This window comes from Hoeflea sp. YIM 152468 (genome assembly GCF_029210485.1).
Classification (GTDB): Bacteria; Pseudomonadota; Alphaproteobacteria; order Rhizobiales; family Rhizobiaceae; genus Hoeflea.
Genome location: NZ_JARGET010000003.1, coordinates 1 through 21,897, shown reverse-complemented (window position 1 = coordinate 21,897; position 21,897 = coordinate 1). Strand labels below are relative to the sequence as shown.

Here is a 21,897-nt window from a genome sequence, read left to right as displayed (position 1 = left end):
GGGCAAGGATCACTCATGAGCATTACGCTTGCTATCGTCGGACGCCCCAATGTTGGCAAGTCCACATTGTTCAATCGGCTGGCCGGCCGCAAGCTGGCGCTGGTTGACGACACGCCGGGCGTGACCCGCGATCGCCGTCCAGGTGACGCCAAGCTGGTCGATCTGCGCTTCCGCATGATTGACACCGCCGGACTGGAAGTTGCCGGCCCCGAAACGCTTGAAGGCCGCATGCGGGCGCAAAGCGAGGCGGCGATGGACGAAGCCGACGGCGCGCTGTTTCTGATCGACGCCAAGGCCGGCCTGACACCTGCGGACGAATTGCTGGCCGATATCTTGAGAAAACGTGGCAAGCCGGTGGTTCTTGTCGCCAACAAGGCCGAAGCCAAGGGCTCTGAATCAGGCATGTACGATGCCTTCCGGCTGGGGCTGGGCGAACCGTGCCCGATCTCGGCTGAGCATGGCGGCGGCATGCTTGACCTGCGTGATGCGATTGTCGCGGCTTTCGGCGAAGAGCGCTGCTTTCCATCCAGCCATGACTCGCTGGGCGAGGCCATTACCGATGTCGACATTCCGATTCCCGGCGACGCCGATGATGAGGATGAAGGCCCCGAATATGACGAATCCAAGCCGATGCGCGTGGCCATTGTCGGCCGCCCCAACGCAGGCAAGTCAACGCTGATCAACCGGTTCCTGGGCGAAGAGCGGCTCCTGACCGGGCCGGAAGCAGGGATCACCCGTGATTCGATCGCCGTCGATTTCGAGTGGCAGGGCCGCAAGATCAAGCTGTTTGACACCGCCGGATTGCGCCGCAAGGCGCGCGTCCAGGAAAAGCTGGAGAAATTGTCGGTTGCCGACGCCTTGCGCGCCATTCGTTTTGCCGAAGTGGTGGTGATCGTGCTGGATTCGACCATTCCGTTTGAAAAGCAGGATTTGCAGATTGCCGACCTGGTTGTCCGCGAGGGCAGGGCGCCGGTCATCGCCTTCAACAAATGGGATCTGATCGAGAACCGCCAGGAAAAGCTCGCTGAGTTGCGGGAAATGACCGAACGTCTGTTGCCGCAGATACGCGGCATTCGCGCCGTCACGGTTGCCGGTCAGACCGGCGATGGACTTGACCGGCTGATGGAAAACATCACCTTCGTCCACAAGACCTGGAACAAGCGCGTTTCGACCGCCAAGCTCAACCGCTGGCTTGATTACACCCAGGGCCATCACCCGCCGCCGGCCGTGTCGGGACGGCGCCTCAAGCTCAAATACATGACGCAGATCAAGTCGCGGCCGCCCGGATTCATGATTTCCTGCACCCGGCCTGAAGCGGTGCCTGAATCCTATACCCGTTATCTGGTCAATTCGCTGCGCAAGGATTTCGACATGCCCGGAATTCCGGTGCGGGTGGTCTATCGCAAAGGCGACAATCCCTATGCGTCCAAGGATGGCAAACCCAAGCGGGCTTCGGTGATGCCGAAAAAGTCAGCCAGACGCTTGGCCTCGGGAAAACTTGGTCCGAAGAAGCGCTCCTAATGCCTGACGCGCAAAAATGCCTGACGCGCAAAAGTGTGCAGCGGTTTTGCGACAACGACATGCAGAAACAAAGAGCCTAAAGTGCGTCACCCGGAGCCGGTTTGATGCGACGCGCTTGTCTTATGCTGATCGAGCCTCGGCTCCGGTTTCCATCCCGTCTAAATTAGGCGTTGCTCACTCAAGCAGCGCTGCCCGGCCGCCCATTAACGCTCCATCAAGGTTAATCCTCCATTCTCAAGCTTAGTACCTTGTAAGCGTCTTGAGTTGCGGAGTTGTTGTTTTGCGTCAGAAACGTCATTTGTCGGGCAGCGGCCATTCCCTGCTGTGCCGTCTGTCTGCGCCCATAGCTTTCGGCCTGGCCGCATTCTTGTCCACACCAACGGTCACCTCTCATGCCGACATGGCCACCATGCTGGCTGGCAGCGAGGGAGCCGATGCGCGATGGAAAACTTTTCTCACCGCTTCTCCGGCGGGTTCGATTCAGGCGGCTGAGCTGGAATTTGCCGATCCGATCCTGACGTCTTCGACCGCATCCGGAGCCGGGGTCACCCTGCCCAATGGCGACAAGATCGCTTTCATGGGAAAAATCGGTGCTGCGGATCCTCGTCCGGATGCCGAGCGTGTGACCCGTCATCTCAAGCAAGGCCGCGTCATCACCGTGGCGCCGATGCAGCCGCCGAAGGATTTTTCCGCAGGCTCTGTGCTCGAGCGGCAATCAAACCTTCTCGATCCCGCCATCGATATCAAGAACGCCATGGCCTTCCTCAAGCCTGAAATTCGCGGCAAGGAGCTGGAGATCGCCACCGCGTTCTATGCCAAGGGCAAGCACAAGAGCGAGCAACAGCAGCTGCCCGCCATGCTGGCAAGCCTGGTGACCAACGACAATCCAGACATTCTCGCCACCGCCTATGCGCCGCCAACGCCGGATTATGCCAAGCAATCCCCGTTCAGTTCCGTGCTGCGCGAGGAGACCAAGCGCGGCCGGTTCATTCCGCCGATAGGCAAATACGACCATGAATGGGCGGGAACGGCTCTGCCGGCAAACGCCTTCTCGGAAGCCGAGCAGCGGTGTCTCGCCGCCGGCATCTATTTCGAGGCCCGGGGCGAATCGGTCAAGGGGCAGGCGGCTGTTGCGCAGGTGGTTCTCAACCGGGTCCGCAATCCAACCTATCCAGACACCATTTGCGGCGTTGTCTACCAGAATAAATCCTGGCGCAACCGGTGCCAGTTTTCATTCGCGTGCGACGGGATCAAGGACCGCGTCCGTTCGCCCAAGCATTGGAACATGGCTGAAGAGATCGCCCTGGCGACCACCGCCGGCAAGATCTGGCTCGAGGAAGTCGGTTCCTCCACGCACTATCACGCCACCTATGTCAGCCCGCCCTGGGCGCGCAAAATGCGCAAGGTCGGCCAGATAGGTCTCCACATCTTCTATATCACCTATGGTGGCGGCTGGTCCTGAGGCGACAGCAGGACAACCGCTGACCCTCGTGACCCGGGTGCTGCCGGATTTGCCCACCATGTTTGCCTGCAGCTTCCTCCAATGTCGGACCGGCAGGGGTGTTTTGGCCTGCCTTCTTTGCCGTGCCGAGCATTGCGGTTTGCAAGCTGTTGGCAGCGTCGCGGTCTGCGTGAGTCTGACGCTGTCCGCCAAGTTTTTCTGATACTTCTGTCGCGGGTGGTGGATCCGGCTTCGTAAACAATTGAATTTTATGAGGAAAAACCTCACACACTAAGGCCTTTGTCCGCCTTGACTATGAACTGACCTAAAACTATGTTGCGCCCGACTTCGATACGGTCATTTTCGGGTCGTCGCTGGCAAGTCAGGGGAGCGCATCATGAATGAAAAGCGCGGTTCTGAAGGTTCGGAAAAGCCGAGCCGGAGCGATGACATGGAAGTCGAACGGTCGGAAAGCCTGGAAGCCCGTCGTGAGCGCCTGGATGCACAGCTGAACGCCCGCCGCAAGGTGGAGCCGGATGCAAACGCCAACAGGGAAGCTTCGAAGGGCTATGCGCTTGCGGTCAAGCTGTCGAGCGAGTTCATCGCCGGCGTGGTCGTTGGCGTGCTGCTGGGGTATCTGTTCGATCGGTTTCTCGGCACGTCGCCTTGGGGACTGATCGTGTTTCTGCTACTCGGGTTTTGTGCCGGGGTGCTGAATGTTCTGCGCTCGACCGGCGCGGTAGCCCAGCCGGGTTCGGGCCGGGCTGGACGGTCGGGAACGCGCGATGAAGACGACGGGAAGTAATATCCGGTTCGACCGGATGGCGAGAAAGAGGTTTTAGGTGTCAAACGATCCGATTAGCCAGTTCCAGATCAAGAATCTCCTCCCCATCGAAATCGGCGGGATGGATCTGTCTTTCACCAATTCTTCGCTGTTCATGGTCGGCACAGTTGCTGTGGCCGCCGGATTCCTGTTTCTCACCACGGCCAATCGCGGCCTGGTTCCCTCACGGCTCCAGTCGATCTCAGAAATGTCCTATGAATTTGTCGCCGCCATGCTGCGCGACGGGGCCGGATCGCAGGGCATGCGGTTCTTCCCGCTGGTGTTCTCGCTGTTCATGTTCGTTCTGGTGGCGAACCTGATCGGCATGTTCCCCTACTTTTTCACCATCACCAGCCATCTCATCGTCACCTTCGCGCTGGCCATGCTCGTCATCGGCACCGTGGTGGTCTATGGTTTCTGGAAGCATGGCCTGCATTTCCTCAAGGTCTTTGTTCCCCAGGGTGTGCCGGGCGTGCTGATCCCGCTGGTGGTCTTCATCGAGGTCATCTCCTTTCTTTCACGTCCGATCAGCCTGTCGGTGCGTCTGTTCGCCAACATGCTGGCCGGCCATATCACGCTCAAGGTCTTCGCCGGCTTCGTCGTGTCGCTCGGCAGCATGGGTGCGCTGGGCGTTGGTACCGCCATTCTGCCGCTGATAATGACGGTGGCGTTGACCGGTCTCGAATTTCTCGTCTCCTTCCTTCAGGCCTATGTCTTTGCGGTGCTGACATGCATGTACCTCAACGACGCCTTGCATCCGGGCCACTAGGAACAGATCACCGGCGGTTCGCCGCCAGAAAAATCGCATCTATCCCATTCCAAAGGAGTTTAATCATGGAAGCAGAAGCAGCAAAGTACATCGGCGCCGGCATCGCATGCCTCGGCATGGGCGGCGCAGGCATTGGCCTGGGCAACATCTTCGGCAGCTACCTGGCAGGCGCCCTGCGCAATCCTTCGGCAGCGGACGGCCAGTTCGGCCGCCTGATTTTCGGCTTTGCCGTGACCGAAGCCTTGGGCATCTTCTCGCTGCTCGTTGCTCTCCTTCTTCTTTTCGCCGTCTAATCGACGATTGAAGAGTTAGGCTTGCCACGCCGGAGTCCCGGCGTGGCATTTCATCTGGAGGTGACCATGTTCGTTGTGACCCCGGCCTATGCCGAGTCCAACCCCACCGAAGGGACCATTTCGGAAACCGGCGCACATGAGGGCGATGCCCAGGGTGGCGGCGTGTTCCCGCCCTTTGATTCATCGACCTTCGCATCGCAGCTCTTGTGGCTGGCGATCACCTTCGGCTTGTTCTATCTGTTCATGTCCAAGGTCATCGTGCCGCGCATCGGCAGCATTCTGGAGCACCGGCGTGACCGGATCGCACAGGATCTCGACGAAGCCAATCGCCTGAAGGAAGAGGGTGACGCCGCCATTGCTGCTTACGAGCAGGAACTGGCGGACGCACGCAAGAAAGCGTCAGTCATTGCCGAAACCGCTCGGGAAAAGGCCAAGGCTGCTGCGGAAGCAGAGCGGGTGTCGACCGAGGCCGAGCTGGGTGCCAAGATGGCTGAGGCGGAAAAGAGCATTTCCGCCATCAAGGCCAAGGCGCTGGCAGACGTTGACACCATTGCCGAGGATGCCGCATCCGATGTGGTCCAGCATCTTCTGGGCGGTACCGTGACAAAAGCCGAGATCGCAGCGGCGATCCGTGCCGCGTCGGGCAAATAAGCAGGGAAGACGATCATGGACGCTACATTCTGGGCATTTGCCGGTCTCGTCATCTTTCTGGCCATCGTCGCTTATGTGAAGGTGCCGGCAATGATCACCGGCGCACTCGACAAGCGCGCCGATCAGATCCGCAATGAACTTGAGGAAGCCAAGAAGCTGCGCGAGGAAGCCCAGCAACTGCTGGCCGAGTATCAGCGCAAGCGCAAGGAAGCCGTCTCCGAAGCCGAGAGCATTCTCAGCGCCGCGGAGAAGGAAGCCGCGGTCCTGCGCGAAGAAGCCAAGACCAGGACCGAGGAATATGTCAGCCGCCGCACTGCGATGGCTGAGCAGAAGATCCAGCAGGCCGAATCCCAGGCAATCAACGAGGTCTGCGCCTCGGCAGTTGATCTGGCCATTGTTGCGGCTGAAAAGCTGATCGGAGCCAAGATTGACAGCAAGGCCTCGAACGGCTTGTTCAAGGCCTCGCTTGGCGAGCTGAAGTCTCGTCTCAACTGAGATCGAACTGAGGCATTGAATTTGAAGGCCGGGATGATGTCCCGGCCTTTTTTTTGTCTCACGATGCTCCGCAACAGGGCCACCGGTCGGCCTGGTGGGTGTGTGGCCAGGAGGCCTTTGCTGATCTGCCGGGCTGATCTGCCGGCGGGTCCGGTTCAGTCCTGACGCAGCGGCCGGAACGTCATCCGGTGCAGCGGGCACGGGCCGTGCTCGGCAATTGCCCGGAGGTGCCTGGGCGCGCCGTAGCCCATATGCTGCTCGAAACCATAGGCAGGATAGATGTGCGCGGCCCGTGTCATCATCCTGTCCCTGGTCACCTTGGCGATGATCGAGGCCGCGGCGATGGACAGGGAGCGCGCGTCCCCTTTTATCAAGGCCCGGCCGGGGCACGACAGGCCAGGGGGCAGGTCGCGGCCATCAACCAGGGCGTAATCGGCCCTGACGGCCAGAGCGGACAGCGCCCGCCGCATCGCAGTCAGGCTTGCCGCCCGGATGTTTGTTGCCTCGATTTCGCGCGCCGACGCACTGCCGACCGCCACCAGGCACGAGGCCAGAATGGCTTCGAACAACTGCTCCCGCATGGCCGGCTTCACGGCTTTTGAATCATTGAGTCCTTCAGGCAAACAGGCAAGATCGATGATCACGGCTGCAGCCACCACCGGTCCGGCCAGCGGCCCGCGTCCGGCCTCGTCGAGGCCGGCCACCAGCGGAAAACCGGTTTGGACAAGATGCGTCTCGAAGCGACAATCGGGCATCGCAGGATAGTCGGGAAACAGCGAATCGGGCGGGGTACGAGCCATGTTGCGGCGAAGCTCGCACACCCGCCCGATCCTCTGCAAGGCCCGGCGGCTGGGGACGGGATGCCGCGCGGGCGCCGGACCGCCATGACGGGGCGGGTGGCGGTCCGGATCTGTTGAGATCCTGCAGCTCGAAAGACCGCAGGACCGGTAGTTGAGGCCCCAACGCGGCCGGGCAAAGCCTGCTACAGCAGGCTCAGTTGAACGCCTTCGCCGTGGGGTGGGACAAAATGATCGGTCCGCAACGGCGCCTTCCTCACATTCAGGCCGAGCCGTTTTGCCGTCAGATCGAACCGGCGGGCTATCTGCCAGGCATAGGGCCCGGTTCCGCGCATCCGCTTGCCGAACTCGGCATCATAATCCTTGCCGCCGCGCATCGAGCGAATCAGCGACATCACATGCCGGTAACGGTCCGGATAGTGCCGCAGCAGCCAGTCCCGAAACAGCGGGCTTACCTCTATCGGCAGCCGCAGCAACACATAGCCTGCGGCGTCGGCACCGGCTGCCTTGGCCGAATCCAGAATACGCTCGAGCTCGTGGTCATTCAGGCCCGGAATCACCGGCGCTGCCATCACCGAGACCGGAATGCCGGCCTCCGACAGTGCCCGCACCGTCTCCAGCCGCTTTTCCGGCGTTGCCGCCCTGGGCTCCATGGTGCGCGCCAGCTTGCGGTCGAGAGTGGTCACCGACAGCGCAACCCGCGCCAGACCTTTCGACGCCATGCGCGACAGGATGTCGATGTCACGCACCACCAGCGCCGATTTGGTGACGATGCCGACCGGGTGACCGGCGGCTTCGAGCACTTCGAGCAATTGCCGCATGATCCGCCATGTCTTCTCGACAGGTTGATAGGGGTCGGTGTTGGTGCCGATGGCAATCGGCTGCACCTTGTAGCCGGGGCGCGACAATTCGCGTTCCAGCAGCCGCGGCGCATCCGGCTTGGCAAACAGCCGTGCTTCAAATTCGACGCCAGCCGACAGGCCCATATAGGCGTGGGTTGGCCGTGCGAAACAATAGACACAACCGTGCTCGCAGCCCCGATAGGGGTTGATGGACCGGTCGAAGGACAAGTCGGGCGATTGATTGCGCGAGATGATGGTGCGCGGTTTTTCGATCTGCACCTCGGTCTTGAACGGTGCCAGATCCTCAAGGCTGCCCCAGCCGTCGTCAAAGGCTTCCCGGCTGTTGATCTCGTAACGGCCCGACATGTTGAGCCCGGCGCCGCGGCCGCGGATACGGTCGTCGGTCACCCGCAGGCCGCTTGCCGCCATCATCGCATCGGCCTCCGCCGCCTGCAGGCCGGGAGCAAAAGCGGCTTGTTTCAGTGTCGAAAGGCTTGGCATGCAACCTCCATCCGCACGGGTTAGGGTCAATCATTCGGGGATCGTGATTTTATTCCTATACGAAAAAACGGAACGTAACAAGAACAAAATGAATTGGCGAGGTGGTGCAGGGATGTGTCTGATTGATCCGTGCCGTGCTGGCCTATCGCTCTGGCGTGCTCTAGAAGGAGCCATGATCACTGTCTTGATTGAGTGCAAAGACCAGGAAAATGCGTTGGCGGTCACGTTGGCGGCGCTTGTCCCCGGGGCGGTTGAGGGGCTGGTGGCCGAGGTCGTGATTTTGGACCGGGGCTCGAGCGATGGCACCGAACAGCTGGCCGAAGCCGCCGGTTGCCGTTTTCTGGTTGATCCCGATTTGCGCGATGTCGTGGGCGCGGTTCGCGGTGACTGGGTGTTTTTGATCGAGCCGGGCGCGCGGCCCTTGCTGGGCTGGATCGATCATATTGGCCAGCATATGGCTGCTGGCCGGCAAGCTGCCCGCATGCGCCCGTCGCGAAACTACCGGCTGCCGGTCTTCAAGAGATGGTTCCGTGGCCGGGTGTCGGCATTGGAACACGGGGTGTTGATGCCCAAGCCTCAGGCGATCGCCAATGCAAAATCAGGGCACCGGCTCGAGAGCCTTGGCCGTGGCCTTGCGATGACCCGGCTCGATTGCGAAATCATTCCTGCATCGGTCCTGGCGTCGGGGTAAAGCCTGTCGCGTTCAAATGCATTCACCGGAACGGTGACACCCATGCATTTTGCCAAGGTGAGACAGAGCGTCCCCCTCGAAGCCCGCAGCTCAAGCCACAGTGCAGGTGGCGGCGATGAACCAGTCAGGCCTGCCGTGCTTCAGTCGCGCCGCCGCCTCGGCGGCGGCATCGCGGCAAGCATACAGTCCAAAGCAGGTTGCGCCCGACCCCGACATCCGCGCCAGCCGGGCGCCGGACTCCTCAAGCAGCGACAGGCATTGCGAAATGTCCGCAACCAGATTGCGTGCCGGTGCTTCGAGATCATTTCGGGTCTTGGCCAGCCAGTCGATGAACTGATCCCTGTCCGTCATGCCCTTGGGGGCGGGGAGGGGAGGGTTGTGCCGGCGGCCGAGCCGGGAGAACACCTCCGGCGTCGACACCCCGATACGCGGATTGACCAGGACAAGGTCAAGCGCGAAGCCCAGCTCGACCGGCTGCAGAACCTCACCGATGCCGCGGGCAATCAGGGGCGTGCCGTTCAGGCACATCGGCACATCGGCGCCCAGATCGAGCGCAATGCCCGATAGGATCTCGTCGGTCGGCCGATAGTCCCACAATTGGCTCAGAGCCTTCAGCGTCGCCGCAGCGTCCGCCGAGCCGCCACCGATGCCCGAGGCCACAGGAACGCGCTTGTCGAGCCGTATCGAGACCGGAGGAGCGTCGCGGCCGGATTGCCGTGCGGCCTCGCGCAGAGCGTCCCGCGCCCGCACCACCAGATTGCTGCCGTCAGCGTCGCGGGACAAGGCCGCCGATTCCGGGCCTTCCAGATGAAAGCCGTCGGCACTGGACAGGTCAGCCATCACCCGATCACCGAGTTCGGTAAAGACCACGAAGCTCTCGATCAGGTGATATCCGTCCGCCCGTTGTCCGGTGACATGCAGCGCCAGATTTATCTTGGCCGGCGCATCAGTTGCGCGCATCGGTCCCAGGTGCAAGCGCACCTTTCTTGTCGGCTCCGGCCTTGTCGAGCGGTTTTGCCCCGCCGTCCCCGGCTCCGCCGCTGGCGGTTGCAGGCACGACCGGTTCCGCTTCATCCATGCCTTCAAGCAGCTTGCGCTCGAGTTCGGGCAACAGCTCTTCCGGCGGCTCGTTGCTCAAGGCGCGCTTCCACTGAAAGCTGGCTTCCAGTGTGCGTCCAACGCGCCAATAGGCGTCGCCGAGATGATCGTTGATGGTCGGATCTGCGGGCTTGAGTTCGACAGCGCGTTCAAGTTCACGCACGGCATCTTCATATTGTCCGAGCCGGTAATGAGCCCACCCCAGCGAATCGACGATATATCCGTCATTCGGACGCAGATCGACGGCGGCGCGGATCAGGTCCATCCCCTCTTCGAGGTGGATGTTCATGTCGATCCAGGAATAGCCGAGATAGTTCATCACCTGTGGCTGGTCGGGAAAAAGCTGAAGCGCCCGCTTGAAATGTGCTTCCGCCTTTGGCCAGTTCTTCAGCCTTTCATTGGCGATGCCGGCCTGGAAGAACAAATTCCAGTCATTGCGGGTCGGGGTCGGCCCCGCCACCGAAATCGCCGTCTCATAGGTCAATGCCATTTCGACATAGTCCTTGTCCCGCGACAGGACGCTGCCATAGGCGAGGTAGCTGCGGATATCTCTCGGATCGGAGGCGATCAGCGCCTTGAGATGATCCTTGGCCTCAGTGTTGCGGTCCAGATCGGCAAGCGCCAGCCCCAATTGCAGTTCCGAGACACGGCGCATCGGTGATGCGGTGGGGACCGACTCATAGATCTTGATGGCCTCCTCGGCTTTGCCAAGCCGTTCCGTGAGCCCGCCCAAGATCACCAGCGTCGCCGCATTGTTGGGATCAAGCGCCCGGGCAAACTGAAGATAGACTGCGACGGTTTCTTCCGCCCCCTCACGGTTGAGCGCGCTTCCAAGCGTAAACAGCACGGCGGCAGCACCCTGCTGCGCGGTCGTCACGCCCGCTTCGGGCTTTGCGTCATCAACGATGAGCTGCCGCAGCGCTGCAAGTGGGGCGTAGCCGGGAGAAAAGTCCTCGCCCGCCGACAGCGCGTCGAACGCGGCTCGCTTGTTGCCTGCGCGGGCTTCAAGACTGGCCAGCGCCATGACCGTGCGGATATAGGTGTCGGGCGCCGCAGCCCCTGCCTGGGGATCGGCAATCACATCGATGAAATGGTTGCGTGCCACGGATTTCTTGCCCATCGCCTGGGCCATCGCACCGGCATGGTAGCTGGTAAAGACCGGGTACCAGGGCGGTCCATCAAGCGCCAGAATCGAGGCCAGTGCTTTGTCGCCCTTGCCGTCACCAAATTCCGCCCACGCCTTCATCAGTGTGTTGAGCAGGCGGTCAATCGGATTGCTGTCTTCCGGGTCAAGCAGACTGGCGGCCTTGCGGTACTCGCGCTTGCTGGTGGCTTCGACCATCAGCGCCAGCCGTGAGACCTGGGCCACGGCAGGATTTTCCTTCATGTCGCGCGCCAGAACGACGCCTTCCGAAAAGCGCCCGTCGCTGAACAGAGCCACCATCAGCCGCTCTTTGACGTCAAGGTTTTGCGGATCAAACTCGAGCGCCTTGCGATAGAACTCGATGGCGCGACCGGTGTCATTGTCAATGTCGGCGGTACGCCCGGCCAGATAGGCGCCGGCAAAGCCGAGGAAATTGGGCTGCTGCTCCTGTACTTCGGCGGTTGCGGCTGCAGCCTGACCGGTCAGGATTGCCGTTGCCGCACTCAAGCAAAGAAACGCGCCAAGAGCAACGCTGGCTGTGTATCGGGCTGTCATATTTCGCCGCATCAAGTCCTGCCTCTTGTTCATTCTGGCCGCGCGCCGGCCAATCGCCGCAACATTACTACCCAACACAATGGCTTTTTTGGCGCAGGGCAGCAAGAGTCAGCAAAGGCCCAATGTTCGGCATTTGACGGGGGTGGTCAACTGACCCGATTGAGACAGAATGCGATGACGTCCAGCAGCGCGGATTTTTCGTCCGTTTCCGGCAATGGCGCCAACGCGTCGCGCGCGATCGAGGCATAATGCTCTGCGCGCGCGGTGGTGTCTTTCAGGCAATTGTATTTGGTCAGCAGCCCCAACGCCCTTTCAAGCGCTTTTTCGTCGCTGATGCCGCCTTCGATCGCCTCCTTCCAGAACGCCCGTTCTGATTCGGAGCCGCGGCGATAGGCCAGCACCACCGGCAGGGTAATCTTGCCTTCGCGGAAATCGTCGCCGACATTCTTGCCCAGATCGCGGGCCGATCCGCCATAATCGAGCACGTCGTCGATCAACTGAAACGCCAGGCCGAGATTGATACCGTAAGACTTGAGCGCACTGCGCTCGGCCTTGCTGACGCCGGCGACAATCGGCCCGACCTCGCAGGCCGCCGAGAACAGCGCCGCAGTCTTGGCACGGATGACGGAGAGATAGTCATCTTCCGTCGTTTCCATGTTCTTGGCGACGGACAGTTGAAGCACTTCGCCTTCAGCGATCACTGCCGCTGCCGTGGACAACACGTCCAGCGCCTCAAGCGAGCCGACCTCGACCATCATTTTGAACGCCTGACCGAGCAGGAAATCACCGACCAGGACGCTGGCCTGGTTGCCCCAGATCATCCGGGCGGTGGAGCGGCCGCGCCTGAGGTCGCTTTCATCCACCACATCATCATGCAGCAAGGTTGCCGTATGCATAAATTCGACGGCTGTGGCGAGCTTGATATGGTACTCGCCGGCGTAGCCGAACATCGTTGCCGCGGCGAGCGTCAGCATCGGACGAAGCCGTTTGCCGCCAGAAGAGATGAGGTGGTTTGCGACCTCCGGGATCATCGCCACGTCGGAACCGGCCTTGGACAGAATCAGTTGGTTGACGCGCTCCATGTCGGCCCTGGTGGTCTCTACCAGCGGCTTGACTGATGCGTCTCTGTGATTTCCATCTTCCAGTGATATGACTACGCCCACGGGTACGGACTCCTGTTATGTCTTTTTCTGCACATTATTCAGCGCCAGCAGCCTCGGCAAGCGGCGATTTGGCGCGGAGAGGGCTTGATAACCGATACCTTCGGATGAAACAAAGGCCCTCAGGGAGAACTTATGCACGATCTCATCCATACCAATGACCCGGTCCTGATTTCTTTTGTCGAAAGCCTGATGCGTGACGCCGGCATTGGCTGCCTCGTCGCCGATAGCGGCATGAGCATCCTCGAGGGGTCGGTCGGCGTCATTCCAAGGCGAATCCTTGTTGATCCGGACAGGGCAAGCCAGGCCCGGCGCATTGTCAGTGACGCCGGGCTCGAGCAAGAGTTGAGGCCCTGGATCGCCCGTGACGCCTGACCCGGATCACAAAGCCCCGGCTGCGCCCTGCGGGCATTCCGGGCCGGACCATACGGTCGATGCCTTCCACAATGGCAGATTCTTCCTGGTGCAGCCGTCGGAGGCAGGCCATCGTGCCGGCATGGACGCGATGGTGCTGGCGGCAACCGTTCCTGAAGCCGCCACCGGCGTGCTCGCTGATCTGGGGGCGGGGGCGGGGGCTGCGGGACTGGCGGCGGCCACGCGGCTGCCCGGCCTGTCGGTGGTTCTGGTCGAGCGGTCTGCCGTCATGGCCGAGTATGCACGCCGCTCGTTGGCCCTGGACAGCAACGCGCATCTGGCTGGCCGGGCCCGAATTGTCGAGGCCGACGTTTCGCTTCACGGAACCAGACGCCGGGATGCCGGACTGCCGGACTGCGCCTTTGACTATGTCATCATGAACCCGCCGTTCAACGCTGCACGCGACCGCACAACACCCGATCAGCTCAAGGCCGAAGCCCATGCCATGCAGACAGATGATCTGTTCGAGCGTTGGCTTCGCACGGCCGCCGCCATCCTCAAGCCCGGTGGCCAGGTCTCGGTCATCGCCCGGCCTCAATCAATGAGGGATGTTCTGGAGGCGCTGGGCAAGCGGTTTGGCGGCGTCGAAATCACGCCCTTGTGCCCGCGCCGGGGTGACGACGCCATCCGCATTCTCGTTACCGCCATCAAGGGCAGCCGGGCGCGCCTGCGTCTGCGCGACAGCCTTGTCATGCATGAGGGCGCTGGACAGGGGGTTTCACCCCGGATGAATGACCTCAACAATGGTCTTGGCTGCTGGCCGCGGCGGCCGGAAAACCGCTCGTCAAAATAAAGCCGCCCTGCTGCACTGCCATTGCACTGGGCCAGAAAAGACATACATGGATCAGCGCCGGGACCTGTCCCGGTACCTCTGCGCCGCTTGCAACAGGAATGCCCGTAATGGTCTCTTTGAGTTCTTTCTATCCCGCCCGATTCCGCAAGGATGCCATCACCATTCCAGTGGTGCGACTGCACGGGACCATCATGGCCGGCGGCAACCAGTTTCGCCAGAACCTCAATATTGCCACGGTGGCGCCACTGCTGTCCCGGGCTTTTGCCGACAAGAAAGCCCCTGCGGTGGCGATCATGATCAACTCACCCGGCGGCTCTCCGGTCCAGTCGCGGCTGATCTACAAGCGTATCCGGGATCTCGCGGCTGAGAAAAACAAGAAGGTTCTGATGTTTGTCGAGGATGTCGCGGCGTCGGGTGGCTACATGATAGCCTGCGCCGGAGACGAGATTTTTGCTGATCCGTCGTCCGTGGTCGGGTCGATTGGCGTGGTTTCGGCCGGGTTCGGCTTTACCGGCCTGATTGACAAGCTTGGTGTCGAGCGGCGGATCTACACCGCAGGCGAAAACAAGTCGGTGCTGGATCCGTTCCAGCCGGAAAATGCAGAAGACGTTGCCCGCCTGAAGGAATTGCAGCTCGACATTCACAAGGTCTTCATTGACCTGGTCAAGGACAGCCGCGGCGCCCGCCTCAAGGACGATCCCGACATGTTCACCGGACGGTTCTGGACCGGCATCCGTGGCGCGGATATGGGCCTGGTCGATGGTCTGGGAGATCTCCGTTCGACCCTGCGTGAACGCTATGGCGACAAGGTCAGGACACGGTTGATTGCCGCCCAGCGCGGCCTGTTCGGCCGCCGCGCGCCGGGTGTGAGCACCGGCCTGGCCATGGGCGCGCTTGCAGGCATCGGCGAAGCAGGATTGAATGCGCTGGATGATCGGTCGCTTTGGGCGCGGTACGGTCTCTGACCCGGCAGCAAAAGGGCGCGGGCAGGGGGCGGATCGTCGACGTGCCGATTCAGGCAAGCCGCGGGCTTCCCCGCATGCCCGTTGAGTGAGCGCCCGGACCCGGGCTGAGGAAAGGACCGACACGATGCCGCAACTTCTTCTGCTCATTGCCGTGGGGGCGATTGCCTGGCTCGGGTACAAGCGTTTCATCTCTGAGGCCGAACGCGTCAACGCTCGCGTCCGCGACGCTGAAAAGGAAACCCGGACCGGCGCGCAAGGCACCCTGATCGAAGATCCTGAAACCGGCGAGTACCGGCTGAGAAAACCCGACGAATAGACGTCTACCGCATCGCTTCCAGATTCGGCAAGCTGATCCCGCTCTTGACCATGAAGATGAGCCGTGGCACCTGTCGCCGCAGATTCCAGGCCGCTTTCAGGGCGGCTGCCAGCCCTTGATGCGCCATCCGGACCCAGAGCCATGACCGAAGCCCTTCCAGACCATATGCAGCCCAGCCGTTCGTTTCAGGGCCTTATTCTTGCCCTGCACCGCTACTGGGCCGATTATGGCTGCGTCGTGCTGCAGCCCTACGACATGGAGGTCGGCGCCGGAACCTTCCACCCGGCAACCACCTTGCGCGCGCTCGGCCCCAAGCCGTGGAACGCGGCCTATGTCCAGCCGTCGCGCCGCCCCACCGACGGCCGCTACGGCGAAAACCCCAACCGGCTCCAGCACTACTATCAGTATCAGGTGATCCTGAAGCCCAATCCGTCCAACCTGCAGGAACTCTATCTCGGATCGCTCGCTGCCATCGGCATCGACCCGTTGCTGCATGATATCCGCTTTGTCGAGGATGACTGGGAGAGCCCGACGCTGGGTGCCTGGGGCCTGGGCTGGGAATGCTGGTGCGACGGCATGGAAGTCAGCCAGTTCACCTATTTCCAGCAGGTTTGCGGCTTTGAGTGCGCCCCGGTGGCGGGCGAGCTGACCTACGGTCTCGAGCGGCTTGCGATGTATGTCCAGGGCGTCGACAATGTTTACGACCTCAATTTCAACGGCCGCGAAGGCGCTGAAAAGGTCACCTATGGTGATGTTTTCCTGCAGGCCGAGCAGGAATATTCACGCTACAATTTCGAGATCGCCGACACTGCCATTCTGCTCAAGCATTTCGAGGACGCGGAGCAGGAATGCGAAGCCATTCTCAAGGCCGGCGCGCCGGCTGAGCCCGGTTCGCTGCACAGATGTGTGCTGCCTGCCTATGACCAGTGCATCAAGGCAAGCCATGTCTTCAATCTTCTCGATGCCCGTGGCGTGATCTCGGTCACCGAAAGGCAAGGCTACATTCTGCGGGTGCGCAACCTGTCGCGCCAATGTGGCGAAGCCTTTCTGATGACCGATGCCGGCGGGGCACATGCCCTGCAGGCCGCCGGCTAACAAGTCTCGCAGGCAGCAGCAGGCGTCATCTTGGCAGCCGCCGGCTGACCTGAGACAAAACCCCGATCCTGTCTTTGAATGCAGCATGCTCCGGCCGGGTTGATCTGTGGGTCACCTTCCGCACGGATCCAAGGCCCGCCGAAGACCCGTCTGCGCGGACAAAGCGGCATGCTGCCCTCGGACCCGCATCAAACGGTGACAATTCGCTGTGCGCTGCCGGTTGCGCGAGCGTCTTGGCGCTGCGAACTGGATTTGCGCGCCGCATGATGGGACCGCTTGTCCTCGTACATGTGCTGATCGGCGCGTTTGATCATCTCTTCCATGGTTTCGCCGTCCATGCTGGTCGCAATGCCGATGGACGCGCTCAAAGGCGCGTTGGAATAAAACTGGTTGTTGATATGCAGCAATTCGTGGATCATCTCGACCATGGTTTCGGCGGCCTTCTTGTCGGCGCCGGGCATCAGAATGGTGAATTCGTCGCCGCCGATGCGGCATGCGTGATTGGGCTGTGTGGTGACGCCGTTGAGCACTTCGCCGAACCGCCGCAGCAGCATGTCTCCGGCGTCGTGGCCCAGCTGGTCGTTGGCTTCCTTGAGGCCGTTCAGATCCATCGCGATGGCGGAGACCGGCCGCAGCGGCTTGCGTTCCAGCCGGTTGAGTTCGTCGGTATAGAAAGCGCGGTTGTGCAGCTTGGTCAGCACATCATGCTTGCCGAGATATTCGAGATAGGCCTCCGCCTTCTTGCGCGCGGTGATGTCGGTCAGCGCCACCTGGACAAGCGCCCAGTCTTCTTCATGACCAGGCAGCACCGAAAAATGCAGCAGGATGTGGCGCACGCTTCCATCCAGCGCATAGTTGACCACCTCGCGATGGTGGAAGAGCTTGCCCTCCCACAGGTCCATCAATTGCTCTCTGAACGGCTTTTCCATTTCACCACGGAAGATGTCGCCCTGGTGATGCAGAAGCGTCTGCAGATCCTGAGCCCCAAACAAATCAAGCGTCGCCTGGTTGACGTCGATGATGCGGATTTCACTCATGCACTGGAGTACAAATTCGGGATGCACATCCATGAAGACGCGGAAATCTTCGATCCCGCGGAAGCGGACGTCCTCAAGCAGGACTTTGATTTTGCTGAAATCCTCCACCCACAGAGAGACGGGTGAATTGTCGAACAGCCCTTCGGCATATCGCCGGCTCTTGATTTCCTTGCGCCGGGCGTCTTCGCGTTGGGTCACATCTTCCGTGGTCAGCAGGATGCGTTCAAGCGTCTGCTCGCAACCAGGCAGAACCGTGCCCTTGAGCTGGATGTCCATGCGCCGGCCGGAGAGGGAGTAATTGACAGCGTTGCTGTAAAATTCAGACTTTCCATCCCACAGTTCGGCCAGTTCGTTGATGTGGTTCTCGAACATCTCGTTGTTGAAGACAATGGAAAGATTGTCGACCAGATGATCGAGGCTGTCGGCTTCAAACATCTCCAGCGTCTTGGCGTTGACATCAACCACCTTGATCTCTTTGGCGCATGCGGCAACCCGCGTCAGGTCGGCGGCGAGATGGGCCCTGATGTCCTTAACCCCTTCGGCGCGCCACTGGTCGAATATCTGTTTGACCACACTGAAATCCTCGATCCACATGGCGACAGGCGCGAGATCGAAAATGGTCGTATCGAGATGGGTCATGAGCGGATGGTTCCTGATTTGATCAATGCCGCCGCGCGTTCAGGGGCCGCAAATGTATTCTAGCAATTGTTTTGAGTATGGGCTGAGAATGGTAAACCATTGATTGATAGACAAGGACAGATCTCGCTGTGCTGTCGACCTCGCCGCCTGCCGGTGGGAACCAGCCGGCTGGCATATCTGACCGATTCAGACCGTTGGAAGCGATGTTTTGCCGTGGCTTTTTGCAGCCGCTATGCGTAATGTCGTGGCGCAGCCGGGACGGATCTGCACACAAGAAATATTTATTGAAGCCGGGAGCAGACGCATGGGGACTTGGATTTTTTTGGCGGTGCTGGTCGGCATCGTGCTTTACGCGATTTCACTCTACAACACGCTGGTCAAGAACCGTCAGATGGCGGGCGAAGGCTGGAGCGGCATCGATGTGCAGCTCAAGCGCCGCGCTGACCTCATTCCCAATCTTCTCGAAGCCGTCAAGGGCTACATGTCTCACGAAAAGGAGCTGCTCGAAGAAGTCACCCGGTTGCGCAGCCAGGCCGTGGCCGGCAGCTCCGGTTCGCCGGAACAGCGGGCATCGATCGAGGGCGCTCTGAGCGGCGCGCTGGGACGGCTGATGGCTGTCGCCGAAAGCTATCCTGATCTCAAGGCGAACGAGAACTTCAGGGAATTCCAGCAGGCTCTGGAGGAAACCGAAAACGAGATCTCGATGTCGCGCCGCTATTACAATGGCGCCGTTCGCAATCTCAATGTCTCGGTGGAAACCTTCCCCTCGACGCTCATCGCCAGGCAGTTCGGCTTCGTCAAGGCCGAGTATTTCGAGATCGAGGACGAGGCCGATCGCGCGGTTCCCAAGGTTTCCTTCCAGTAGGCCGGTCGAGTCGGGCAAGAAACCAATCGGATGGACGAACAATGAGGCATTGGCTTTTCGCGATTCTGATCTGTCTGGCAGCGTCAGCCCCGCAGGCGGCGACTGCGCGCGAGGAAATACGCTCCTTTGCCGCGGAGATCGAGGTCCGCACGGATGCCTCGCTCGACGTCACCGAGACCATCACCGTCAATGCCGAGGGCAATGAGATCCGCCGCGGTATCTTTCGCGACATTCCCATGCGGGCACTGGATGACTGGGGTCTCTGGGCGGAAAACGGCTTCGATTTGATCGAGGTTCTGCACAATGGCCAGCCGGCGACCTATGTCACCGAATGGCTGGGCCGTTTTGTCCGGATCAGGATCGGCGACGCCGAGACCTTGATTTCGCGGGGGCAACACACCTACACGATCCGCTATGTGACCACCGGGCAGTTGCGCTTCTTTGATGGCTACGACGAACTTTACTGGAACGTCACCGGCAATTTCTGGAGTTTTCCGATCCTCGCCGCCGACGCCACGGTAACCTTGCCCGAGGGCGCCCGCGCCGAGCAGCTCGCCGCCTACACGGGCGGATTTGGCGACCAGGGCGAAGACTATGCGGCTTCCGGCGAAGGCCGCTCGGAAGTCCGCTTCGATCTGACAAGGCCGCTCGGTCCGCAACAGGGCATGACCATCGCAGTCGGTTTCACCAAGGGCGCGGTCACTCCGGATGCCGGTGGCGCCGGAATGTGGACCAGCAATGCAGGCATCTTTCTGCTGATCCTCGGCTGGCTCGGTGTCCCGGTCTACTATCTTTATGCCTGGAACAGGGTTGGCCGTGATCCGCCATCGCCACCGGTCATTCCGCTGTTCTATCCGCCTGAAAACCTGTCGCCCGCAGCCCTGTCCTATGCCCATTTCAACCGCTTCCGGACCGGCAAGAAGGGCGTCGGTCTTCCCTTCATCGCAGCCCTGCTGTCGCTGGGGGTGAAGGGATTTCTGCGGATTGACGAGACACCGGGTGGAACCGTCACATTGCGGCGCGGGGAGGCGGCTGACAAGAAAGCCCGCCAACCGCTGCCTGGCGGAGAAAATGCCCTGTTCTCCAGACTGTTGACGTCACGTGCGGAGATGGTTCTCGACAAGCACAATGGGCCTGCATTGCAATCTGCGGTGGCTGGTCTGCGCAAGGCCATTACCTCCGAATATGAAGGCAGGTTCTACCGGGCCAACATCGGCTGGTACATCCCCGGCGTGGTGCTCGGCATTGCCACCTTCATCATCGGCCTGATCCTTCAGGATCCGCCGGACGACGGCCTGCTTTATCTGATCCCGATCCTGATGACCTCGCTGTTTGGCGGCGGCCTGTGGATTGCCGGCCGCTCGCTCTGGAACAAGCCGGGCGGAGGCTGGATCAACCGCATCGGCAGCGCAGGGCTGGCCCTGCTTGGCGGCGTTGTGTTTCTGGTCGGCGTTCTCGTCGTTCTGGTTCCTGGAGACGTGCCGGTCTACCAGATTGCGGGTGCCCTGCTGATAAGCGGGATCGCGATCATGATCCTGATGCTGTTCCTTCTGGGCGCGCCGACGGAAAAAGGCGCCAAGGTGCTCGCCGACATCAAGGGATTCAAGCTCTATCTCGAGACCGCCGAAACCAATCGTCTCAATCTGCGCGATGCGCCTGAAATGACGGAAAAGCTGTTTGAACGCTTTCTGCCCTATGCCGCGGGTCTTGGGGTGGAAAAGCCCTGGTCGGAAGCCTGGGCGGCGCAGCTGGCGCGGATCGCCCCCGATCGTGAGCGGGACTACCAGCCGCACTGGTATCAAGGCAATTCCTGGTCGCCCGGCAACATCGGAGCGGCGGCGGCGTCTTCGGTCGCTGCAGTTTCGGCGGCGATGGCAGCCTCGATGCCGCAACCCAAGAGCTCTTCGGGATCGTCGGGCGGCGGATCGTCCGGCGGCGGCGGTGGCGGCGGTGGCGGTGGCGGCTGGTAGGCAGCACCGCCGGCCAGGCTGTATCAAACACTCCCACGATGCTGCCGGCCTGCGCACTTGCGGTTGTCGGTCCGGCCTGTATCGTGGTTGCCTGTGCTCCAGCCACTGAGGACCCGCGATGAACAAGGATCATAGGGCCGCAATTGCCCCCTATCGCACCGGCGCTCTGACCGGAAAACGCTGTGACCAGAGCGCCCGCGGGCGGCCCGGCAAGCAGTGGTTTTGCGACGGCTTGCGCACGACGGTTGCAAGCTGATGGACAAGGCCAAACTGATCGGACAGGCACCGGTGCTGCTGGTCTCGGATATTCTTGCAAGTGTGTCCTACTGGACTGAAAAGGTCGGGTTTTCGGCCCATTTATGGGGCGATCCGGTCGATTTTGCCATCCTGCGCCGCGATGGTGTGGCGTTGATGCTGAGCCAGAAGCCGGCTGGTCACGCCATCGTACCCAACTGGAAAATCAAGGACTTCCTCTGGGATGCCTATTTCTGGGTCGATGACGCAAAAGCGATCTACGACGAGCTGGTGGCATCCGGAGCCGACATTGATTACCACCTCGGCGAAAAGCCCTATGGCGTTCTCGAGTTCGGCATTCAGGATCTTGACGGCCACGATATTGCCTTTGGTCAGACCCTTGATGGCTGAGATTGCCAGGTGACGGGCCGGTGATGCCCGTCAGTGGCTGTTTTTGCGGCGATGGAAGGTGACTTTTCGCGCGGCCCTTGCTAAGCCGCGCTCAGCACACCATTGACCGCGCGAGACCCCATGCCCGACCTGATCTCCGACCTGATGCCCGACCTGTTGCTTGAGCTCCGCTCCGAGGAAATTCCCGCCCGCCCGCTCGCCCGCAGCGGTGCAACCGCGAGGACGGGCAAAACCATAGACCGCATGCGCAGCACCTTTGTGGAGTTGACCTGAGGCCCGACCTGTTGCTTGAGCTCCGCTCCGAAGAGATGCCAGCCCGCCGGCTCGCCCGCAGCGGTGCAACCGCGAGGACGGGCAAAACCATAGACCGCATGCGC

At 61.1% G+C, this 21,897-nt stretch carries 23 protein-coding genes; 17 read left to right on the top strand and 6 right to left on the bottom strand.

All coding sequences use genetic code 11. The features are described from left to right. Positions 1-15 precede the first annotated feature (15 nt). From der to PZ897_RS00410, 7 genes are all read left to right on the top strand, one after another. Positions 16-1,521 (top strand): ribosome biogenesis GTPase Der, encoded by a 1,506-nt coding sequence (gene der / locus PZ897_RS00440; RefSeq protein WP_275748892.1) that lies wholly within the window; start codon positions 16-18, stop codon positions 1,519-1,521. A 280-nt stretch (positions 1,522-1,801) separates the two neighbouring features. Further along, positions 1,802-2,983, top strand: a complete 1,182-nt coding sequence (locus tag PZ897_RS00435; RefSeq protein ID WP_275748890.1) for a cell wall hydrolase — start codon at positions 1,802-1,804, stop codon at positions 2,981-2,983. A gap of 430 nt (positions 2,984-3,413) precedes the next feature. Next, positions 3,414-3,767, top strand: coding sequence for an AtpZ/AtpI family protein (locus tag PZ897_RS00430; protein WP_275749297.1), 354 nt, complete (start codon positions 3,414-3,416; stop codon positions 3,765-3,767). Between the two features lie 37 nt (positions 3,768-3,804). After that, the gene (locus PZ897_RS00425; RefSeq protein WP_275748888.1) at positions 3,805-4,554 is read left to right on the top strand and encodes a F0F1 ATP synthase subunit A; all 750 of its coding nucleotides are present in this window, start codon (positions 3,805-3,807) and stop codon (positions 4,552-4,554) included. Between the two features lie 65 nt (positions 4,555-4,619). Beyond that, positions 4,620-4,847: a F0F1 ATP synthase subunit C gene (locus tag PZ897_RS00420; protein ID WP_045648097.1), complete on the top strand. Its 228-nt coding sequence runs from the start codon at positions 4,620-4,622 to the stop codon at positions 4,845-4,847. A 66-nt stretch (positions 4,848-4,913) separates the two neighbouring features. Then, positions 4,914-5,498, top strand: a complete 585-nt coding sequence (locus PZ897_RS00415; RefSeq protein ID WP_275749296.1) for a F0F1 ATP synthase subunit B — start codon at positions 4,914-4,916, stop codon at positions 5,496-5,498. Between the two features lie 15 nt (positions 5,499-5,513). Beyond that, positions 5,514-5,993 (top strand): F0F1 ATP synthase subunit B, encoded by a 480-nt coding sequence (locus PZ897_RS00410; RefSeq protein ID WP_275748885.1) that lies wholly within the window; start codon positions 5,514-5,516, stop codon positions 5,991-5,993. Positions 5,994-6,148: 155 nt separating this feature from the next. On the opposite strand, the gene PZ897_RS00405 is transcribed toward PZ897_RS00410, so the two are convergent. Together PZ897_RS00405 and PZ897_RS00400 are read right to left on the bottom strand one after the other, a co-directional pair. Further along, positions 6,149-6,793 (bottom strand): ribonuclease HII, encoded by a 645-nt coding sequence (locus PZ897_RS00405; protein WP_275749294.1) that lies wholly within the window; start codon positions 6,791-6,793, stop codon positions 6,149-6,151. A 182-nt stretch (positions 6,794-6,975) separates the two neighbouring features. Next, positions 6,976-8,133: a PA0069 family radical SAM protein gene (locus PZ897_RS00400; protein WP_275748884.1), complete on the bottom strand. Its 1,158-nt coding sequence runs from the start codon at positions 8,131-8,133 to the stop codon at positions 6,976-6,978. Between the two features lie 172 nt (positions 8,134-8,305). On the opposite strand from PZ897_RS00400, the gene PZ897_RS00395 reads away from it, so the two are divergent. Continuing rightward, entirely contained in the window at positions 8,306-8,824 is a 519-nt protein-coding gene (locus PZ897_RS00395; protein ID WP_275748882.1) for a glycosyl transferase, read from the top strand. A gap of 90 nt (positions 8,825-8,914) precedes the next feature. Here the strand turns inward: PZ897_RS00395 and PZ897_RS00390 are convergent, their stop codons facing one another. The 3 genes from PZ897_RS00390 to PZ897_RS00380 form a co-directional block, all read right to left on the bottom strand. Next, positions 8,915-9,784 carry a 4-(cytidine 5'-diphospho)-2-C-methyl-D-erythritol kinase gene (locus tag PZ897_RS00390; RefSeq protein ID WP_275748880.1) on the bottom strand — a complete coding sequence of 290 codons (870 nt, stop codon included), beginning with the start codon at positions 9,782-9,784 and terminating at the stop codon, positions 8,915-8,917. After that, positions 9,771-11,621, bottom strand: a complete 1,851-nt coding sequence (locus PZ897_RS00385; protein ID WP_275748879.1) for a tetratricopeptide repeat protein — start codon at positions 11,619-11,621, stop codon at positions 9,771-9,773. The genes PZ897_RS00390 and PZ897_RS00385 overlap by 14 nt, the downstream gene beginning before the upstream one ends. A 146-nt stretch (positions 11,622-11,767) precedes the next feature. Continuing rightward, positions 11,768-12,784, bottom strand: coding sequence for a polyprenyl synthetase family protein (locus tag PZ897_RS00380; RefSeq protein ID WP_275748878.1), 1,017 nt, complete (start codon positions 12,782-12,784; stop codon positions 11,768-11,770). Between the two features lie 132 nt (positions 12,785-12,916). Here PZ897_RS00380 and PZ897_RS00375 point away from each other — a divergent pair, with 132 nt between their 5' ends. The 5 genes from PZ897_RS00375 to PZ897_RS00355 all read left to right on the top strand — a co-directional run bounded on the left by PZ897_RS00375 (position 12,917) and on the right by PZ897_RS00355 (position 16,364). Beyond that, a complete protein-coding gene (locus PZ897_RS00375; protein ID WP_275748876.1) occupies positions 12,917-13,156 on the top strand; it encodes a DUF2007 domain-containing protein in 240 nt (79 codons plus the stop codon). An 85-nt stretch (positions 13,157-13,241) separates the two neighbouring features. Beyond that, positions 13,242-13,988, top strand: a complete 747-nt coding sequence (locus PZ897_RS00370) for a methyltransferase (protein WP_275749293.1) — start codon at positions 13,242-13,244, stop codon at positions 13,986-13,988. Between the two features lie 107 nt (positions 13,989-14,095). Then, complete coding sequence (locus PZ897_RS00365) at positions 14,096-14,953, top strand: S49 family peptidase (protein ID WP_275748874.1); 858 nt, start codon at positions 14,096-14,098, stop codon at positions 14,951-14,953. Positions 14,954-15,077: 124 nt separating this feature from the next. Next, positions 15,078-15,269, top strand: coding sequence for a hypothetical protein (locus tag PZ897_RS00360; protein ID WP_275748872.1), 192 nt, complete (start codon positions 15,078-15,080; stop codon positions 15,267-15,269). A 141-nt stretch (positions 15,270-15,410) separates the two neighbouring features. Further along, positions 15,411-16,364, top strand: coding sequence for a glycine--tRNA ligase subunit alpha (locus PZ897_RS00355; protein ID WP_275748870.1), 954 nt, complete (start codon positions 15,411-15,413; stop codon positions 16,362-16,364). Between the two features lie 188 nt (positions 16,365-16,552). On the opposite strand, the gene PZ897_RS00350 is transcribed toward PZ897_RS00355, so the two are convergent. Beyond that, entirely contained in the window at positions 16,553-18,040 is a 1,488-nt protein-coding gene (locus PZ897_RS00350; RefSeq protein WP_275748868.1) for a sensor domain-containing diguanylate cyclase, read from the bottom strand. A 304-nt stretch (positions 18,041-18,344) separates the two neighbouring features. Here PZ897_RS00350 and PZ897_RS00345 point away from each other — a divergent pair, with 304 nt between their 5' ends. From PZ897_RS00345 to PZ897_RS00330, 4 genes are all read left to right on the top strand, one after another. Beyond that, positions 18,345-18,905, top strand: a complete 561-nt coding sequence (locus PZ897_RS00345; RefSeq protein ID WP_275748866.1) for a LemA family protein — start codon at positions 18,345-18,347, stop codon at positions 18,903-18,905. Positions 18,906-18,946: 41 nt separating this feature from the next. Continuing rightward, on the top strand, positions 18,947-20,875 hold the full coding sequence (locus PZ897_RS00340; protein ID WP_275748865.1) for a DUF2207 domain-containing protein: 1,929 nt from the start codon (positions 18,947-18,949) through the stop codon (positions 20,873-20,875). Positions 20,876-21,130: 255 nt separating this feature from the next. Continuing rightward, a complete protein-coding gene (locus PZ897_RS00335; RefSeq protein WP_275748864.1) occupies positions 21,131-21,520 on the top strand; it encodes a VOC family protein in 390 nt (129 codons plus the stop codon). 120 nt (positions 21,521-21,640) lie between these two features. Continuing rightward, positions 21,641-21,793: a hypothetical protein gene (locus PZ897_RS00330; protein WP_275748863.1), complete on the top strand. Its 153-nt coding sequence runs from the start codon at positions 21,641-21,643 to the stop codon at positions 21,791-21,793. Positions 21,794-21,897 lie beyond the last annotated feature (104 nt).

Coding starts and splice junctions, on each gene's coding strand:
- PZ897_RS00355 (WP_275748870.1), top strand. CDS start 15,411: ATGACCGAAGCCCTTCCAGACCATATGCAGCCCAGCCGTTCGTTTCAG.
- PZ897_RS00395 (WP_275748882.1), top strand. CDS start 8,306: ATGATCACTGTCTTGATTGAGTGCAAAGACCAGGAAAATGCGTTGGCG.
- der (WP_275748892.1), top strand. CDS start 16: ATGAGCATTACGCTTGCTATCGTCGGACGCCCCAATGTTGGCAAGTCC.
- PZ897_RS00390 (WP_275748880.1), bottom strand. CDS start 9,784: ATGCGCGCAACTGATGCGCCGGCCAAGATAAATCTGGCGCTGCATGTC.
- PZ897_RS00360 (WP_275748872.1), top strand. CDS start 15,078: ATGCCGCAACTTCTTCTGCTCATTGCCGTGGGGGCGATTGCCTGGCTC.
- PZ897_RS00350 (WP_275748868.1), bottom strand. CDS start 18,040: ATGACCCATCTCGATACGACCATTTTCGATCTCGCGCCTGTCGCCATG.
- PZ897_RS00340 (WP_275748865.1), top strand. CDS start 18,947: ATGAGGCATTGGCTTTTCGCGATTCTGATCTGTCTGGCAGCGTCAGCC.
- PZ897_RS00405 (WP_275749294.1), bottom strand. CDS start 6,793: ATGGCTCGTACCCCGCCCGATTCGCTGTTTCCCGACTATCCTGCGATG.
- PZ897_RS00430 (WP_275749297.1), top strand. CDS start 3,414: ATGGAAGTCGAACGGTCGGAAAGCCTGGAAGCCCGTCGTGAGCGCCTG.
- PZ897_RS00400 (WP_275748884.1), bottom strand. CDS start 8,133: ATGCCAAGCCTTTCGACACTGAAACAAGCCGCTTTTGCTCCCGGCCTG.
- PZ897_RS00330 (WP_275748863.1), top strand. CDS start 21,641: ATGCCCGACCTGATCTCCGACCTGATGCCCGACCTGTTGCTTGAGCTC.
- PZ897_RS00410 (WP_275748885.1), top strand. CDS start 5,514: ATGGACGCTACATTCTGGGCATTTGCCGGTCTCGTCATCTTTCTGGCC.
- PZ897_RS00345 (WP_275748866.1), top strand. CDS start 18,345: ATGGGGACTTGGATTTTTTTGGCGGTGCTGGTCGGCATCGTGCTTTAC.
- PZ897_RS00375 (WP_275748876.1), top strand. CDS start 12,917: ATGCACGATCTCATCCATACCAATGACCCGGTCCTGATTTCTTTTGTC.
- PZ897_RS00385 (WP_275748879.1), bottom strand. CDS start 11,621: ATGACAGCCCGATACACAGCCAGCGTTGCTCTTGGCGCGTTTCTTTGC.
- PZ897_RS00335 (WP_275748864.1), top strand. CDS start 21,131: ATGGACAAGGCCAAACTGATCGGACAGGCACCGGTGCTGCTGGTCTCG.
- PZ897_RS00365 (WP_275748874.1), top strand. CDS start 14,096: ATGGTCTCTTTGAGTTCTTTCTATCCCGCCCGATTCCGCAAGGATGCC.
- PZ897_RS00420 (WP_045648097.1), top strand. CDS start 4,620: ATGGAAGCAGAAGCAGCAAAGTACATCGGCGCCGGCATCGCATGCCTC.
- PZ897_RS00415 (WP_275749296.1), top strand. CDS start 4,914: ATGTTCGTTGTGACCCCGGCCTATGCCGAGTCCAACCCCACCGAAGGG.